This is a genomic window from Nisaea sp., assembly GCF_034670185.1.
Taxonomy (GTDB): domain Bacteria; phylum Pseudomonadota; class Alphaproteobacteria; order Thalassobaculales; family Thalassobaculaceae; genus Nisaea.
Genome location: NZ_JAXMNY010000001.1, coordinates 1546607 through 1561300 on the forward strand (window position 1 = coordinate 1546607; position 14694 = coordinate 1561300).

The 14694-nt window shown below is 59.8% G+C and carries 14 protein-coding genes; 7 read left to right on the forward strand and 7 right to left on the reverse strand.

Annotated elements, in window-relative coordinates; translation table 11 throughout:
- Positions 1-42 precede the first annotated feature (42 nt).
- The 3 genes from VOI22_RS07345 to folK all read right to left on the reverse strand — a co-directional run bounded on the left by VOI22_RS07345 (position 43) and on the right by folK (position 3297).
- Positions 43-2190 (reverse strand): RelA/SpoT family protein, encoded by a 2148-nt coding sequence (locus VOI22_RS07345; RefSeq protein WP_028464699.1) that lies wholly within the window; start codon positions 2188-2190, stop codon positions 43-45.
- A 108-nt stretch (positions 2191-2298) separates the two neighbouring features.
- On the reverse strand, positions 2299-2691 hold the full coding sequence (gene rpoZ, locus VOI22_RS07350) for a DNA-directed RNA polymerase subunit omega (protein WP_028464698.1): 393 nt from the start codon (positions 2689-2691) through the stop codon (positions 2299-2301).
- A gap of 93 nt (positions 2692-2784) precedes the next feature.
- The gene (gene folK / locus VOI22_RS07355; RefSeq protein ID WP_323795877.1) at positions 2785-3297 is read right to left on the reverse strand and encodes a 2-amino-4-hydroxy-6-hydroxymethyldihydropteridine diphosphokinase; all 513 of its coding nucleotides are present in this window, start codon (positions 3295-3297) and stop codon (positions 2785-2787) included.
- A 193-nt stretch (positions 3298-3490) separates the two neighbouring features.
- Between folK and VOI22_RS07360 the strand changes: the two genes are divergently transcribed.
- Positions 3491-4147 carry an NYN domain-containing protein gene (locus tag VOI22_RS07360; protein WP_323795878.1) on the forward strand — a complete coding sequence of 219 codons (657 nt, stop codon included), beginning with the start codon at positions 3491-3493 and terminating at the stop codon, positions 4145-4147.
- Between the two features lie 20 nt (positions 4148-4167).
- Positions 4168-4818 carry a uracil-DNA glycosylase gene (locus VOI22_RS07365; RefSeq protein ID WP_323795879.1) on the forward strand — a complete coding sequence of 217 codons (651 nt, stop codon included), beginning with the start codon at positions 4168-4170 and terminating at the stop codon, positions 4816-4818.
- A 4-nt stretch (positions 4819-4822) separates the two neighbouring features.
- On the opposite strand, the gene smpB is transcribed toward VOI22_RS07365, so the two are convergent.
- Positions 4823-5293, reverse strand: coding sequence for an SsrA-binding protein SmpB (gene smpB, locus VOI22_RS07370; RefSeq protein ID WP_323795880.1), 471 nt, complete (start codon positions 5291-5293; stop codon positions 4823-4825).
- Positions 5294-5334: 41 nt separating this feature from the next.
- The gene (dapA, locus tag VOI22_RS07375; protein WP_323795881.1) at positions 5335-6210 is read right to left on the reverse strand and encodes a 4-hydroxy-tetrahydrodipicolinate synthase; all 876 of its coding nucleotides are present in this window, start codon (positions 6208-6210) and stop codon (positions 5335-5337) included.
- A gap of 295 nt (positions 6211-6505) precedes the next feature.
- On the opposite strand from dapA, the gene VOI22_RS07380 reads away from it, so the two are divergent.
- The 3 genes from VOI22_RS07380 to VOI22_RS07390 all read left to right on the forward strand — a co-directional run bounded on the left by VOI22_RS07380 (position 6506) and on the right by VOI22_RS07390 (position 10484).
- A complete protein-coding gene (locus VOI22_RS07380; protein WP_323795882.1) occupies positions 6506-8626 on the forward strand; it encodes a lytic transglycosylase domain-containing protein in 2121 nt (706 codons plus the stop codon).
- 6 nt (positions 8627-8632) lie between these two features.
- Positions 8633-9331, forward strand: a complete 699-nt coding sequence (locus VOI22_RS07385; protein WP_323795883.1) for a haloacid dehalogenase type II — start codon at positions 8633-8635, stop codon at positions 9329-9331.
- 151 nt (positions 9332-9482) lie between these two features.
- The gene (locus tag VOI22_RS07390; protein ID WP_323795884.1) at positions 9483-10484 is read left to right on the forward strand and encodes a threonine/serine dehydratase; all 1002 of its coding nucleotides are present in this window, start codon (positions 9483-9485) and stop codon (positions 10482-10484) included.
- A 64-nt stretch (positions 10485-10548) separates the two neighbouring features.
- Here the strand turns inward: VOI22_RS07390 and VOI22_RS07395 are convergent, their stop codons facing one another.
- Entirely contained in the window at positions 10549-11055 is a 507-nt protein-coding gene (locus VOI22_RS07395) for a polymer-forming cytoskeletal protein (protein WP_323795885.1), read from the reverse strand.
- On the reverse strand, positions 11036-12502 hold the full coding sequence (locus tag VOI22_RS07400; protein ID WP_323795886.1) for a peptidoglycan DD-metalloendopeptidase family protein: 1467 nt from the start codon (positions 12500-12502) through the stop codon (positions 11036-11038). The genes VOI22_RS07395 and VOI22_RS07400 overlap by 20 nt, the downstream gene beginning before the upstream one ends.
- Before the next feature lie 186 nt (positions 12503-12688).
- On the opposite strand from VOI22_RS07400, the gene VOI22_RS07405 reads away from it, so the two are divergent.
- Both VOI22_RS07405 and VOI22_RS07410 read left to right on the forward strand, forming a co-directional pair.
- On the forward strand, positions 12689-13318 hold the full coding sequence (locus VOI22_RS07405) for a hypothetical protein (protein WP_323795887.1): 630 nt from the start codon (positions 12689-12691) through the stop codon (positions 13316-13318).
- 118 nt (positions 13319-13436) lie between these two features.
- Positions 13437-14693 carry a sarcosine oxidase subunit beta family protein gene (locus tag VOI22_RS07410; protein ID WP_323795888.1) on the forward strand — a complete coding sequence of 419 codons (1257 nt, stop codon included), beginning with the start codon at positions 13437-13439 and terminating at the stop codon, positions 14691-14693.
- Position 14694: the final 1 nt, after the last annotated feature.

The following is a 14694-nucleotide window of genomic DNA, read 5'->3' on the forward strand; positions in this document are numbered from 1 at the left end:
ACCCCGTGCCACCGGGATATCGGCACTGCTAACTTATGTGGGTCAGCCGCGCGCCCGATCCACCGAATTTATCACCGGTGTAGCACGCAAGGCTGCGATTATTTCTGTCAGGTGCCGAACATCGGCCACCTCGACATCGATATAGAGTTCGAAGAAGTCGGTCGAGCGATTGACGAGCTTCAAGTTGATTATGTTGCCGCGGCTCTTGCCGATCACGGTCGAAAGGGCGCCGAGGCTGCCGGGCTCGTTCGCCAGAACGATATCCAGCCGACCGACATGCATGTCGGTTTCACTGTCCAGATCCCAGGAAACATCGAGCCAGCGTTCCGGCGTTGAATGGAAGTTCTCCAGCGTATCACAGTCGATTGTATGGATCGTGACCCCCTTGCCCGTGGTCACGATACCGACGATACGCTCTCCGGGAAGCGGGTGGCAGCAACGTGCATAATGCACCGCCATTCCAGGGATCAGGCCTTTTAGAGGCACCGCGTCGGGACTGCCCTTGCGGGCTTTTGCCCGCGCCCGGGTAATCGGCACGACATTCTGTTTGTCCGGCGCCGGCAGGGTTTCCGGAACCGCTGCGTGCAGCACCTCACGGTCGCTCAGCACACCCTCGCCAACACCGGCCAGAAGATCCTCGACGGTTTCCACGTGGAACTTGCCGACAACGCCTTCCAGTGTTTTTTCGGAGTACTTCTGGGCTTCCTGACGAAATGCCTTCTGCATGATGGCACGGCCAAGGTCGGCGAACTGCTGGCGCCTCTGCAAGCGGACGAAGCGGCGTATCCGGGCCTTCGCCTTGCCGGTGACGACGAACTGCTCCCAGGTCGGAGACGGCGTTGAGTTTTTCGACGTCGAAACCGCGACCTGGTCGCCATTCTTCAGCGCCGTGGTCAGCGGCATCAGACGATCGTTGATCCGTGCACCGACACACCTGTCGCCGACTTCGGAATGCACCGCGTAAGCGAAATCGACCGGCGTAGCACCGCGTGGCAGGGAAATCAGATCTCCCTTCGGCGTGAAGCAGAAGACCTGATCCTGATACATTTCGAGCTTGGTGTGCTCGAGGAACTCCTCCGGCCCGGAAGCATGCTCCAGAATCTCCAGAAGCTCCCGTATCCAGCGGTATTTCTTGCCTTCCCGGCTATAGGCCGGATCTTCCTTGTAGACCCAGTGCGCGGCGACGCCGAGCTCGGCGACCTCGTGCATATCCCGGGTTCGGATCTGGATCTCGATCCGCTTTTTGAGCGGGCCGATAATCCCGGTATGGAGCGATTGATAGCCGTTCGGCTTGGGCGTGCTGATATAGTCTTTGAAGCGCCCCGGGATCACCGGATACTTGCCGTGCAGAGCGCCAAGCAATTGGTAGCACTCGCCGGCATTCTCGACCACGAGCCGAAAGGCCATGATGTCGGAGAGCTGCTCGAAACCAACGTCCTTGCGCTGCATCTTCAGCCAGACTGAATAGGGCGATTTCCGCCGCCCGGAAATCTCCGGCTCGATCTCTACGCTCGCCGCAGTTTCCCGCAAGCCTTCCATCACCCGCTCTACAGTGTCGCTGCCTTCATCATAGAGATAGTCTAAGCGGGTCAGGATCGATGTCCGCGCATCCGGATTAAGCTCGGCAAAGGCGAGATCTTCCAGCTCGTCCCGCATGGACTGGATACCGATGCGCTCGGCCAGCGGCGCGTAGATATCCATGGTCTCGGCAGCGATCCGACGGCGCTTGTCCTCGGATTCTATGAAATGCAGCGTCCGCATATTGTGGACCCGGTCCGCCAGCTTTACCAGCAGGACACGGATATCCTCGCTCATGGCGAGGACCAGCTTGCGGAAATTCTCCGCCTGCTTGGTTCGGTCGGATTGCAGTTCGATCCGCGTCAGTTTGGTGACGCCATCGACCAGCCGCAGGATATCCTCGCCGAAGAGGCGCTTGATATCCTCGGGCGTCGCGTCCGTATCTTCGATGGTGTCGTGCAGCAGCGCGGTGATGATGGTGCTGGTATCGAGCCGCATGTCGGTCAGGATGCCGGCGACTTCGAGAGGATGGGAAAAGTAAGGGTCGCCCGACGCCCGCTTCTGCGAGCCGTGCATCTTCATGGCATAGACGTAGGCGCGGTTCAGCGCGTCCTCGTCCATGCCCGGGTCATAGCTTTTAACCCGTTCGACCAGCTCGTATTGCCGGATCATGAGTGCCCCCGCGTGCGATGCGCGACCGCGCTCACGGCGTCGTCAGGTAGGAATAAAGGCCCCGGTCCGAGCCTCCGGTTCAGGCAAGAGAAAAGCCTATTCGGCTTTTCAGTCGCGTCCGAGGGCCTCTTCATCGATGTCCTCGAAACCGGCGCTTGCGCCCTCTTCCTTGGCAGACTGGATCTGCATGCCCAACGCGTCTGCGGCTTCCTCGACGGCAGCTCCGCCATCGGCTTCGAGCGCGCTCATATCGTCTTCTTCCGGACCGTCATCCTCAACAACACGCTGCAGGCCGCGCACCAGCGCTTCCTGGAGATTGCCGAGATCAACGGTCTTGTCTGCGATTTCACGCAGCGCAACAACCGGGTTCTTGTCATTGTCGCGGTCGACGGTCAGCTGTCCGCCAGCGGAAATATCCCGCGCGCGCTGGCCGGCGATCATTACAAGATCAAACCGGTTAGGAATTTCCAAAATGCAGTCTTCAACCGTGACCCGTGCCATGGGTGTCCGTCCCGTTCAAAAAGATACCGGAAAGAGGAATATATATTGGCTTGCACCCTCCGGAGCAAGTCAAATAGGTCAGGAATTGTACCCTTACCCGTCAGAGCCGAGCAACCGTACCGTCTGGTCGGGATCGAGGGCCTCAATCAAACTGTCTATCGTAGCGCCACTCACGGGATGTCGCCAGTCCGGCGCGAGGTCGCGCAAGGGGTAAAGAACGAAAGCCCGCTCATGCAATCGCGGATGCGGCAGGTTGGGCCCGTCACTGCCATCACGGACCTCCCCGCGAAAATCCAGAAGATCCAGATCTATGACCCGTGCGGCATTGACCACGCCGCGAACCCTTCCATATTCGTCTTCCATGGAATGCAGTTTTGCCAGCAACGTTGCCGCATCATGATCGGTCTCCACACGATAGACGGCATTCACGTACCAGGGCTGGTCAGAAAGAGGCACCGGCGCACTCTCATACCAACGGGACACGCCGACCGACACGACACCCAGCTTGCCAAGGTCTGCCATGGCGGCCTCCAGCGTCTCCCGCGGCGACAAAAACTTCGCGCTCGGGAGATTGGCCCCAACCCCCAAATAAATCATGGACATCATTCCATTGATGCTTTAACGACACCGAGATTAATGTGATTTTGAACTTTCCACTTACCCGGCTAGATTTGAAAACAATATACAATTGATTGACAGTCAAGACATCAATTCTACAACCGCAAATTACTTGTGCAATTGATCGCTTGCAGGTCTATTACACATGCTGGAAAAAAAAGAAAAATAGAGGAATTATTTCATGCATTTCTATCCTCAAGAGAAAACCGGACTTTTTATTGACGGTGCCAACTTGTATTCCGCGGCACGTTCGCTCGGATTTGATATCGATTACCGGAAATTGCTGACCGTTTTTGCTGACGAATGCCGCCTCGTCCGTGCTTTCTACTATACCGCACTGATCGAGGACCAAGAGTATTCGCCGATCCGGCCGCTCGTCGACTGGCTGGACTATAACGGCTACACGATGGTCACCAAACCGACCAAGGAATTCACCGACGCCTCCGGGCGCCGGAAAATCAAAGGCAACATGGATATCGAGCTTGCCATCGATGTCCTCGAAATGGCCGAACATCTCGACCACGTTGTGTTGTTCTCCGGCGATGGTGATTTCCGCCGTCTGGTTGAGGCCGTGCAACGCCGGGGCGTGCGGGTCACCGTCGTCTCGACCGTGAAGTCACAACCGCCGATGATCGCCGACGAATTGCGCCGGCAGGCCGACCATTTCCTTGAGCTGAAGGATTTCCAGGAAAAGATCGCCCGTGCCCATCAGGGCCCTCGCCCGGCGCGCCCGCAGCAGGATGAATTCGAAAACGGTGTCGAGGATGACCTCGATGACGATGATTACGAGGACGATCTCGACGAAGCGGAAGTGACGCCGCGGCGCCCGAACTACTGAGCCCAGCCAGGGCGGCCCCCATGACCGTATCGATATCCAGCCTAGAAGAGCCGGGCCGTGAGTGCCCGCTGTGCCCGAGGCTTGTGGATTTCCGCCAAGGCAACCGCGAGAAATTTCCGGACTGGCATAACGGCCCGGTCGTCTCGTTCGGGCCGAAGGATGCATCCTTCCTGATCGTCGGACTGGCGCCAGGGCTGCGCGGAGCGAACCGGACAGCCCGTCCGTTTACCGGCGATTATGCCGGCGACCTGCTTTATCAGACACTGGACCGGTTCGGCTTCTCCGAAGGGACATATCAGAGCGAGGGCGGCGACGATCTGAAACTCGTCGATTGCCGTATTACCAACGCCGTACGCTGCGTGCCGCCGGAGAACAAGCCGATCGGCGCCGAAGTGAAGGCCTGCGCACCGTTTCTTCAGATGGAACTCGCCGGCCCCCGGCGGGTTGTGCTCGCGCTCGGCGGCCTCGCCCATGGGGCCGTGCTGTCAGGACTCGGGATTCCAAAGAGCCGCTTCAAGTTCGGACATAATGCCGTACATGAGCCGGGAGCAGGTTTTACCCTTGTGAACTCCTACCACTGCTCGCGCTACAACACGAACACGGGAAAGCTTACTGAAGCCATGTTCGAGGATGTGTTCAATACGATCCGGGGCTTACTGGACGCACGCTGACGCGTCAGTTCTTATCGCGCATCAGGCGCGCCTTGTCGCGCTGCCAGTCCCGCTTCTTCTCGGTTTCGCGCTTATCCATCTTCTTTTTGCCCGTAGCGATCCCGATGGAGATCTTGGCAATGCCGCGATCGTTGAAATAAAGCCGCAGCGGGATGAGGGTTGCCCCCTCTCGCTGGATCAAACCAAGCAGGCGGTCCCGCTCCTTGCGATGCACGAGCAGACGCCGCGGCCGGCGCGGCTCATGATTGAACGGCTCCGCGGCCGGATATTCCGGGATATGCACATTGAAGAGCGTCAGCTCGCCGCCGTCCTGGCCAGCATAGGATTCACCGATGCTGGCCTTGCCGTCGCGCAGGCTTTTCACTTCGGAGCCGGTCAGAACGATCCCGGCTTCGATTGTGTCCTCAATAAAGTAGTCGTGCCGCGCACGACGGTTCTGGGCGATCAATCCGTCGCCTGAATTCTTGCCCGCCATGGGAGTTTTCCTTCAACCGCCGGGCAGGCCCGGCCCGCTGATCAGTTCAGCAGACCGGCATGCCGCAGAGCGGATTCCACTTTTTGTTTGCTGCTGTCCGCGATCTCGCAAATCGGTAGACGCGCGGTCGACTCGCAAATCCCGAGCAGGCTTGCTGCATATTTCACCGGACCCGGGCTGCTTTCGCAGAACAGGGCCTGATGCAGCGGGGACAGCCGGTCATTGATAGTCATGACCGTATCGAGATCGCCCTTGCCCCACGCCCGGTGCAGTTCCGACAACGGTCCCGGCGCGACATTCGCCGTCACCGAAATGCAACCGTGACCGCCCTGGGAGAGAAACGGCACAACGGTCCCGTCCTCTCCGGTCAGCTGGGAGAAATCCGGTCCGATCGCGAGCCTGGTTTCCATCGGACGCGTACCATTGGCCGTCGCATCCTTCACGCCGACGATGTTCGGCAATTCAGCAAGCCGCTTCATGGTCTCGACCGTCATGTCGACGATGCTGCGCCCGGGGATATTGTAGATCACGATCGGCAAATCAACCGCATCGGCGATTGCCTTGAAGTGCAAGTAAAGGCCTTGCTGGGTCGGCTTGTTGTAGTAAGGCGTAACAATCAGCGCCGCATCCGCACCGGCTTCCTTGGCGTGCCGGGTCAACTCGATGGCTTCCTCGGTCGAGTTCGAACCGGTACCGGCAATCACCGGAATCCGGCCAGCCACCTGATCGACACAGATTTCGACAACCTGCTTGTGCTCGGCATGGCTGAGAGTCGGGGACTCGCCGGTGGTTCCCGTGGGGATCACACCGTCCGTACCCTGCTCGATCTGCCAGTCGACAAGTTTTCGGAACGCGGCCTCGTCGACCGCGCCGTCTTTGAACGGCGTGATCAATGCTACCAGGGATCCCTTGAACATTGGATTTCCAGCATTGTAGGCCACGTCTCGTCTCCTGCCGTTTTTGGCTGTTTCCTCGAAAGACGGGGACCATACGCTCACCTTCGCGGAGGAACAAGAACTTGCGTTCCATACGGGGGTATTTGCGTCAGTCTGTCGAAAATTAGACGCAGCCCCACTTTGTCCATAGCGAGTGGTGACTTAGCGTAAGGCAGGTTTCCTGCTATCATGTTCCTTGGCACGCAGACTCCACACCGGATGCCCCGGTCGGACAGTCCGCGCGCAACCTGTAGCGGCGGGGGAATAGACACTGCGAATGCTGTTCCGATTTGGATCGATCTCATGTGCGGTCCTGGCCTGTGTCGGCGTCCTGATGGGCGCTCTTTGGGCCATGGCCGGCAATCCAGGCCACGCCGCCGCACCCGTTCCTGAAATCCGCCCCGTACTATCCGACCCGCCGCTCCCTCTTGTCAGGCCACGGGACCTGCTGGTTCCGAAGAACAGCACGGCCGCCTATCGGCGTGCCTTTGCCCTCGCCTCGAAAGGGAAATGGAGAGCCGTCGCCGAAATCCCCCGCGAGCCGGCCCGGCCCGAGCTTGAAACGGCTCTGACATGGCTGCGGCTCCGCGATCCGGAAAGCAGTGCCAGTTTCGAGGAGATTGCCAGCTTCCTCAAGGCGCACCCGGGCTGGCCCGACCGTTGGAAGATGATTTCACGCGCCGAGTATCTGATGCCGGACGATTTGCCGGTCACTGCGCAGAAAAGCTGGTTCACGGAGATCACGCCGCAAACCGCTGCCGGCCGCCTGAAATATTTGAAGACACTGGAAGACGACGCGGATCGCGCTGATCTGACCAAGAAAGCGCGCGCCTACTGGCACGAAACGCCATTCGGGGTATCGGACCACCGGGCCTTCCTGAAGCGGTACAGGTCTTTGCTCAGCGCGGACGACCATTGGATCCGCCTTGATCGGATGTTGTGGCGCGGATTCACTTCCTCCGCCCGCCGGGTCCTCCCACTGGTCGCCAAAGGCCAAAGAAATCTCGCTCTCGCGCGTATTCAGTTGCGCACACAGTCTCCTGGCGTCGATGGGGCTATCAATCGTGTTCCCGACAATCTGCAATCGGATCCGGGCCTGCAATACGAGCGGCTGCGTTGGCGTCACCGCAAGGGCCGCAAGGACGACGCCCTGGAACTCCTCTGGTCTGTCCCATCGGAACAGAAGTTCCCCGCCCTCTGGTGGCGGGAACGCTCACGACAAATTCGCTACGCGCTGGACGACAATCGCGAGGAAGACGCCTACCTGCTCTCCGCCGCGCACATCCAGCATAGCGGCCTGAGTTTCGCCGAGGCCGAGTGGCATGCCGGCTGGATCGCGCTTCGGTTCGCCGCCAAACCCGCCGAAGCTCTGCAAGCCTTCGAAAAACTCTATAAAGGCGTCAGCACCTCCATCAGCCTTGCCCGAGCCGGCTATTGGGCCGGACGGGCAGCAGAGACAGCCGGGCAAAAGACGCAGGCTCGCAACTGGTATCGCCGTGCCGCGGAAAACCCCGCCACCTTCTACGGCCAACTTGCTCAGGCCCGCCTCAGCACCGAAGGGTTCCGGCTTCCGCGCGAACCGCAACCGGCACCGGAAGAGAGGACTGCCTTTCGCCAAACGACCTTGGCGCAAGTTGCCGCCGCGCTCGGACGTATCGGTCAGGACGATCTGGCGCGCGACTTCGTCACTCATCTCTCACGCCTCGCCGACAGCGGGACACAGGCGGTCCTTGTGGCGCAGCTTGCCCGCGAGCTTGGCTATCTGGATATCACGGTAAAGGCCGCCCGGACTGCCGCCCGTAAGGGCATTGTTCTGACACAGACAGGATATCCGACCCGCTATGCAACAGAGCACGGCCCTCTGGAGCCCGCCCTGATGCTGGCCATAATCCGTCAGGAAAGCGGGTTCGACACGAAAGCTCAAAGCCGTGCCGGAGCGCGCGGTTTGATGCAATTGATGCCGGCGACGGCCCGGCAGGTCTCGAAGACCGTCAAGCAGCGCTATTCGGCGAAGCGGCTGACAACCGACCCCTATTTCAATATCCGACTCGGCAGCGCTTATCTCTCCGGCCTGATCGACCGTTTCGGCGGCAACTATATACTCGCGATCGCCGCCTATAATGCAGGCCCCGGCAATGTGAACAAATGGATGCGGGAGCGCGGAGATCCGCGCAGCGCCGAGGTCGACGTCATCGACTGGATAGAGCGTATCCCGTTCGGGGAAACCCGGAACTATGTCCAGCGCGTGCTTGAAGGACTAGTGGTCTATCGGGCCCGGCTCGGGCGTCACAGTCCCGTGATCTCTTGGGATAAAGTCTCCCCGCGCGATGTGTGGTGCGTTACGGCTTGCGGCGTTCTGCTGGATGCCCATCAGGCTTCTGCGCTCACAAGGGAGTAAAACTCAATGTCGGTAAATCCGTCCTTCGCAGGCATAAAGGCCTGCGTCTTCGATGCCTATGGCACCCTGTTCGATGTTCATTCCGCCGTTGCGCAATGCCGCAACCAGTTTCCGGATCCGGATAAACAGGCCGACAGGACATCGGAAATGTGGCGCACAAAGCAACTTCAGTACACATGGCTCCGGGCTCTGCAGAACCGCCATGTCGATTTCTGGCAGGTGACCGGCGACGCACTCGATTTCTCCCTCGAATCCGTTCTCGGGAGCCTTGGCCCCGCCGGTCTGCGCGACACTCTGCTGAACAGCTACCTCACCCTCGACGCCTATCCTGAAGTGCTTGGCGTTTTGAAACATCTCAGGGACCGGGGCCTGAAGACGGCGATCCTGTCGAACGGCTCGCCAGAGATGCTGGAGCGGGTATGTGAAAAATCCGGTGTCGGCGCCTTGATGGACGCCGTCCTGTCGGTAGAGGAGGTTGGAATCTACAAGCCACATCCGTCGGTCTACCAGCTCGCCGTTGACCGGCTCGGTATCCATGCGGATCACATCTCTTTCCAGAGCTCGAACGCCTGGGACGCGACCGCCGCCTCGGCCTTTGGCTTCAAGGTCGCCTGGATCAACCGGTTCTCCCAGGCCCCGGAGCGGCTGCCCGGGAAACCGGATGCGGAACTCCGGACCCTGGATGAGCTGCCGCCCTTGCTTTGACACACCCGTCCGACTGCCCCCCGGCCGACTGATTGAAACGGTGACAATCACAGCGTTGCACCGACGCGCGGGCACTCCTATCGTCAGCATGAATCGGTCCGCATATTCATAGCGCCTCGCGGACCGGTCTTTAAGACAGGAGAGAGACCAGATGAACGAGCTTGCTTCAACGCACCTCGCAGCCCCCGTTTTCGCCGATATCGAAGCCGCTGCCACGCGCCTGAAGGGTGAAGTGGTGCGCACGCCCCTGCTGGAAGCGCCCCTGCTGAACGAGAAGCTCGGTGGCCGCCTGCTGGTCAAACCTGAATGCCTGCAACGCACGGGCTCCTTCAAGTATCGCGGCGCCTTCAACCGGCTCTCGCTGATCCCGGAGGCCGACCGGGCGCGGGGTGTGCTCGCCTATTCCTCCGGCAACCACGCCCAGGGCGTCGCCCATGCGGCAAGCCGGCTTGGCATCAAGGCAAGCATCATCATGCCGGAAGATGCGCCGGCGATGAAAATCCAGAACACCAAGGACTACGGCGCCGAAGTCATTCTCTATGACCGCTACAGCGAGAACCGGGAAGAGATAGGACAGCGGATCGCCACCAAGACCGGTGCGACGCTGGTGCGCCCCTATGACGATCCGGGCGTGATCGCCGGACAGGGCACCATCGGTTTGGAGATCGCGGAACAGGCGGCAGAAGCCGGTGCGGCGCTGGATGCGGTGATCGTCTGCTGCGGCGGCGGGGGCCTCGTATCGGGGACCGCACTTGCGCTCCACAATGTCGCGCCGGGCGTCGCGGTCTATTCAGCCGAGCCGGAGAATTTCGACGACATGGCCCGCTCTCTCGCGAGCGGGAAACACGAGAGCAATGATCCTGCAGCGCGTTCCATATGCGACGCCATCGTGACGCCGACACCGGGAGAGATCACCTTCAGCCTCTGCAAGCCGTTGTTGACTGGCGGTCTCGCTGTCAGCGACGAGGAAGCGCTCGACGCGATGGCGGCGGCATTCCGTTATCTGAAGATCGTGGTGGAGCCCGGAGGGGCAGTTGCGCTTGCTGCTGCTCTCAGCAGCAAGATCGACATGCAGGGCAAGAATGTCACGGTGGTCTGTTCAGGCGGGAACTGTGATTCCGAAATGTTCGCGCGGGCGCTGGCGCGCTCATAGGGCGTGTTCTCAAGGAACGGGCGGCGAGAGCGCCGCCCGATCTAAACGTCACACAGCCAAAGCGTCACACAAGAGCGTGGGATTCTTTGTCCTTGGCATCGGATACCGTTGCCGTAGCGGTTGCCGGTTTTGCGCCACCAACAACACTTGGGGAAGCCAGTTCCGGCTTCGCGCCAATCCGCTCCAGCGCTTTTTTCTCCACCGGCTTTTCGTCCGGGAAATGCCGGCAATTGCCTTCAAAGAAAGCGCCAGGTTCGATAGTCAATCGTTCCTGAACAACGTCGGCGATAACGCGTGCCGTCTTGCTCAGCGTTACATGGCGGGCCTTGACCTGCCCCGTCACGGCACCTGCGATGACGATGGCATCAGCCTCGATTGATCCGCGGACAACAGCCGTTGAACTGATCGTCAGTTTCTTGCTGGTGATGTCGCCCTCGACCGTACCGTCGACCTGCATATCACCGTCGCTCACGAGATTGCCATTGACCACAAGATCCGCGCTCAGGATCGAAGGCGCGGCTTGCTTCTGCGATGCCTGCTGCTGACCGCGATTATCCTTTTTTTGAAACATATCGTCCCGCCTTCAGAAAGTTACGCGGATTCATCGGCTTATTCTTGAAGCGAACTTCATAATGCAAATGCGGTGCCGTGCTTCGACCGGAAGAGCCCATCCGGCCAACCACTTCGCCCAGGCCGACCGTCTGGCCGACTTTCACTGCGATACTACTCAAATGCGCGTATCGGGTCGTAATATTATTTCCGTGGTCGATTTCGACGATCCGTCCGTAGAAAGCCTCACGGTGCGCACGGATAACCTTTCCGGGCGCCGCCGCCATCACTTCCTGCTTGCGCGGTCCGGACAGATCCAGGCCCGCATGCAATGCCCAACGCTTGTTGATCGGATCTTTTCGCCGGCCAAATCCGCTGGTGAAGTAATAGTCCTTCATCGGCACGATCAACGGCACGGACAAATAGACATCCCGGAGTTGCTCCCACCGGGAAAGCCTCAATTCCAGCTGCGATTCCAGCGTATCCGATTCCGAACGCTCCACCTGGAGTTCCGGATGGTAAGGAATGAAGGGACCGCCCTGGCCCATGATCATGCCTTCAGGCATCGGCGCGATGCGCTCCAGATCGAGGCCCGTCTTCTGCAAGACGGCTTCAACAGCATGGATATTACTGAGCGCCCGTTCCGAAATCGCTTCCAGCCGGTTCCTATGTTCATCGTCAACGTCGGTGAGCCGCGCTTCCAGAGAGGAAATCCGGGTCCGCAATGAGTCGTTTTCAGAAGTTACCGAACTCCGCTCAAGCATGACCGTTCTGAGATCTGAGCGGAGGTGCGAGATTGTTTCGGCGAGATGATCTCTCTCTGCCACGGATTCAGCGAGTTCATTGTTCAGGCGCCAGAGACGCCCATCCAGTTTCTCGCGCTCCGCCGCGATCTCGTTCTTCTCGGCTTCAAGCGTTTCGAGATGAGTGCGCAGATTGCTGATATGCGTTTCAAGACCGTTATTCTTGCCCGTCATGCGGCGCAACTCACGACCAAGAAGGCTGAACTGGTCGTTGAGTGCCTTGCGTCCGGCATTGATCCGGTCGCGCTCCACCTGTGTATAACGCAGCCGGGACTCCGTCGTAGTCAGGTTGGTGCGCAAGCCTTCATTCTGGTCGAATAGCCGCTGCAACTGACCCTGAGTCTCTTTCAGATCGCGAGTAATGGCGACCACGGAGAGCTGATAATCCGACACCTGATCAAGTAACTGACGGTAGGAATCCTGACTGCGCTGGATGGCAACGTCTTTGCCCCGCAGCAGATCGTCCTGCATGTAAACGCCGACGGACGCGAAGCCGACCCAGCTTGCAGCCATCATCCACACAATAACGATGCCGACCTGCAATCGGGTACTGAGCGAGAAATAGCGGATCCGTGAATCGGACCGCAGGATTACCTCGCGCTCGCGGAAAAAATGGTTGATCCAGGCCGTTATGCTGCTTGCAAGCGAAGAGCTTTGCGTTTCCATACGCTTGTAGCCTTGAATATTGCGTCTGACATACGGCGGTAAGATTACCTGTCAGGCCGCCCCAAAGCAAGACGGGCAACACATTCAGACGGCATTGGCGGCAACCTGCGGAGCAATGGGTATAATAACCTTAAGTATGCTAAGAATTTATGCCGAAAGTGACCGCTAACAGGGTAGAATCGGGTTATGGATCGGGCGCAATGGGAAGCTGATCAGGTTCGTGGCGTAGCACTCGCTCTGCGGCACTGGTTCGAGATCGCGGATACGGAAACGCGGATGCGGGAGCTCGGCATTCGCCCGGGCCCGGAACGCAAGGCGACGGCCCCGGCAGACAAGCGCCTGCAATCTTTCGCGCTCACGGCTCTCCCGCCACAGATCGTCCGTCTCAAACCGGAAGCGCCGGTCACCACCTTGCATTTCCTGCAGATTGTCTATGACGACGGGGTGATGCGGGCTGATCCATGGCGCTGGTGGTTCGCCTGGATCAGTATTGAAATGATCTCCCGGCTCGGCCCGGACCCAAGCGGCCGTCAGGTCAAAACCTTCATTCGTACAGACGAAAGCCTGCAATCCGTCCGTCATACCGCGGCCCGCTGGCTCGCCAGCAGTGAAGCCAGGGTCGATTACGTCAATCGGGAGTTCAAGGCACTGCTGCGGCAGGCGCTCACCGATCAGGACGTTACCGCCGATCAGGACTCGCTGATCGACCGTCTCGGTCAACCCCTCGTCGTCTTCATCGAAGCGATGGCCGGTGAGGCCGGACGGATCTCCGCCGGTATCACCGCGCAACTGGCCGAACGGGTGGAGCGGATGTAGCGGAATGCCTGCATGACGCAATTGCGCGACAGCAGGTCGTAATCTGGCTTTTCGTATTGCCGTGGCCGGTGCTAGGCATATTGGGTCATTTCCTAACGATCCGGCAGGCAATCCGCTCATGGCCGAATATTCCGTCTTCAATCTGATCAAGAACGCGCTCAACGGGCACAAGAGCTGGCAGCGTGCCTGGCGCGACCCTGAGCCAAAACCAAGCTATGATGTCGTCATTGTCGGTGGCGGCGGGCACGGGTTGGCCACCGCTTTCTATCTCGCCAAAGTGCATGGCATCCGAAATGTCGCCGTGCTCGAAAAAGGCTGGCTCGGCGGCGGCAATACCGGACGCAACACCACCATCGTACGCTCCAACTACATGCTCGACGACAATGCGCACTTCTACGAGAAGTCGATGAAACTGTGGGAGCAACTGAGCCACGAGCTGAATTTCAACGTCATGTTCAGCCAGCGCGGCGTGCTCAATCTCGCTCACTCGGACGGGCAGATGGACCGCTTCGCACGGCGCGGCAATTCCATGCGCCTTAATGGCATCGACGCCGAACTGCTCGACCGGAAACAGGTCAAACGCATGGTGCCCTATCTCAACTACTCCGACGAAGCGCGCTTTCCGATCTATGGCGGATTGCTGCAGCCGCGCGGCGGCACGGCACGGCATGACGCCGTGGCCTGGGGCCTCGCCCGCGGCGCGGACCGGCTGGGCGTGGACATCATCCAGAATTGCGAGGTCACAGGCTTCAAGCGCAACGGTAACCGGATCGAAGCCGTCGAGACATCGCGCGGCACTATCGGCTGCGGCAAGATCGGCTTCGCCGTTGCCGGGAGCACCGGCTATCTCGCCTCCAAACTCGGCATGAAGCTGCCGATCGAAAGCCACGTCTTGCAGGCCTTCGTCTCCGAGCCGCTGAAGCCGTTGATCGACCATGTGGTGACCTATGGCGCCGGGCATTTCTATCTCAGCCAGTCGGACAAGGGCGGCCTGGTCTTCGGTGGCGATCTCGACATGTATAATTCCTACGCCCAGCGCGGCAACATGGAGACCATCGACCATGTCATGCGCGGCGGGATCGCCATGGTGCCCTCGCTGTCACGGCTCCGGCTTCTCCGGCACTGGGGCGGCATCATGGACATGTCCATGGATGGCAGCCCGATCATCGGCAAATCGCCGATCGACAACCTCTATCTCAATTGCGGCTGGTGTTATGGCGGCTTCAAGGCGACCCCGGGCTCCGGCTGGGTCTTCGCCCACACGATCGCCGAGGACGAGCCGCATCCGCTGAATGCCGGGCTCCGGCTCGACCGCTTCGAGCGCGGCTACATTCTCGACGAAGAAGCGACCGGCCCCGTGCCGGGGCACCATTAGG

Excerpts from the sequence above, each read along its gene's own strand:
- rpoZ (WP_028464698.1), bottom strand. The coding sequence starts at position 2,691 with ATGGCACGGGTCACGGTTGAAGACTGCATTTTGGAAATTCCTAACCGG.
- VOI22_RS07345 (WP_028464699.1), bottom strand. The coding sequence starts at position 2,190 with ATGATCCGGCAATACGAGCTGGTCGAACGGGTTAAAAGCTATGACCCG.
- dapA (WP_323795881.1), bottom strand. The coding sequence starts at position 6,210 with ATGTTCAAGGGATCCCTGGTAGCATTGATCACGCCGTTCAAAGACGGC.
- VOI22_RS07405 (WP_323795887.1), top strand. The coding sequence starts at position 12,689 with ATGGATCGGGCGCAATGGGAAGCTGATCAGGTTCGTGGCGTAGCACTC.
- VOI22_RS07395 (WP_323795885.1), bottom strand. The coding sequence starts at position 11,055 with ATGTTTCAAAAAAAGGATAATCGCGGTCAGCAGCAGGCATCGCAGAAG.
- VOI22_RS07390 (WP_323795884.1), top strand. The coding sequence starts at position 9,483 with ATGAACGAGCTTGCTTCAACGCACCTCGCAGCCCCCGTTTTCGCCGAT.
- VOI22_RS07360 (WP_323795878.1), top strand. The coding sequence starts at position 3,491 with ATGCATTTCTATCCTCAAGAGAAAACCGGACTTTTTATTGACGGTGCC.
- VOI22_RS07410 (WP_323795888.1), top strand. The coding sequence starts at position 13,437 with ATGGCCGAATATTCCGTCTTCAATCTGATCAAGAACGCGCTCAACGGG.
- VOI22_RS07365 (WP_323795879.1), top strand. The coding sequence starts at position 4,168 with ATGACCGTATCGATATCCAGCCTAGAAGAGCCGGGCCGTGAGTGCCCG.
- VOI22_RS07385 (WP_323795883.1), top strand. The coding sequence starts at position 8,633 with ATGTCGGTAAATCCGTCCTTCGCAGGCATAAAGGCCTGCGTCTTCGAT.
- smpB (WP_323795880.1), bottom strand. The coding sequence starts at position 5,293 with ATGGCGGGCAAGAATTCAGGCGACGGATTGATCGCCCAGAACCGTCGT.
- VOI22_RS07400 (WP_323795886.1), bottom strand. The coding sequence starts at position 12,502 with ATGGAAACGCAAAGCTCTTCGCTTGCAAGCAGCATAACGGCCTGGATC.
- folK (WP_323795877.1), bottom strand. The coding sequence starts at position 3,297 with ATGATGTCCATGATTTATTTGGGGGTTGGGGCCAATCTCCCGAGCGCG.
- VOI22_RS07380 (WP_323795882.1), top strand. The coding sequence starts at position 6,506 with ATGCTGTTCCGATTTGGATCGATCTCATGTGCGGTCCTGGCCTGTGTC.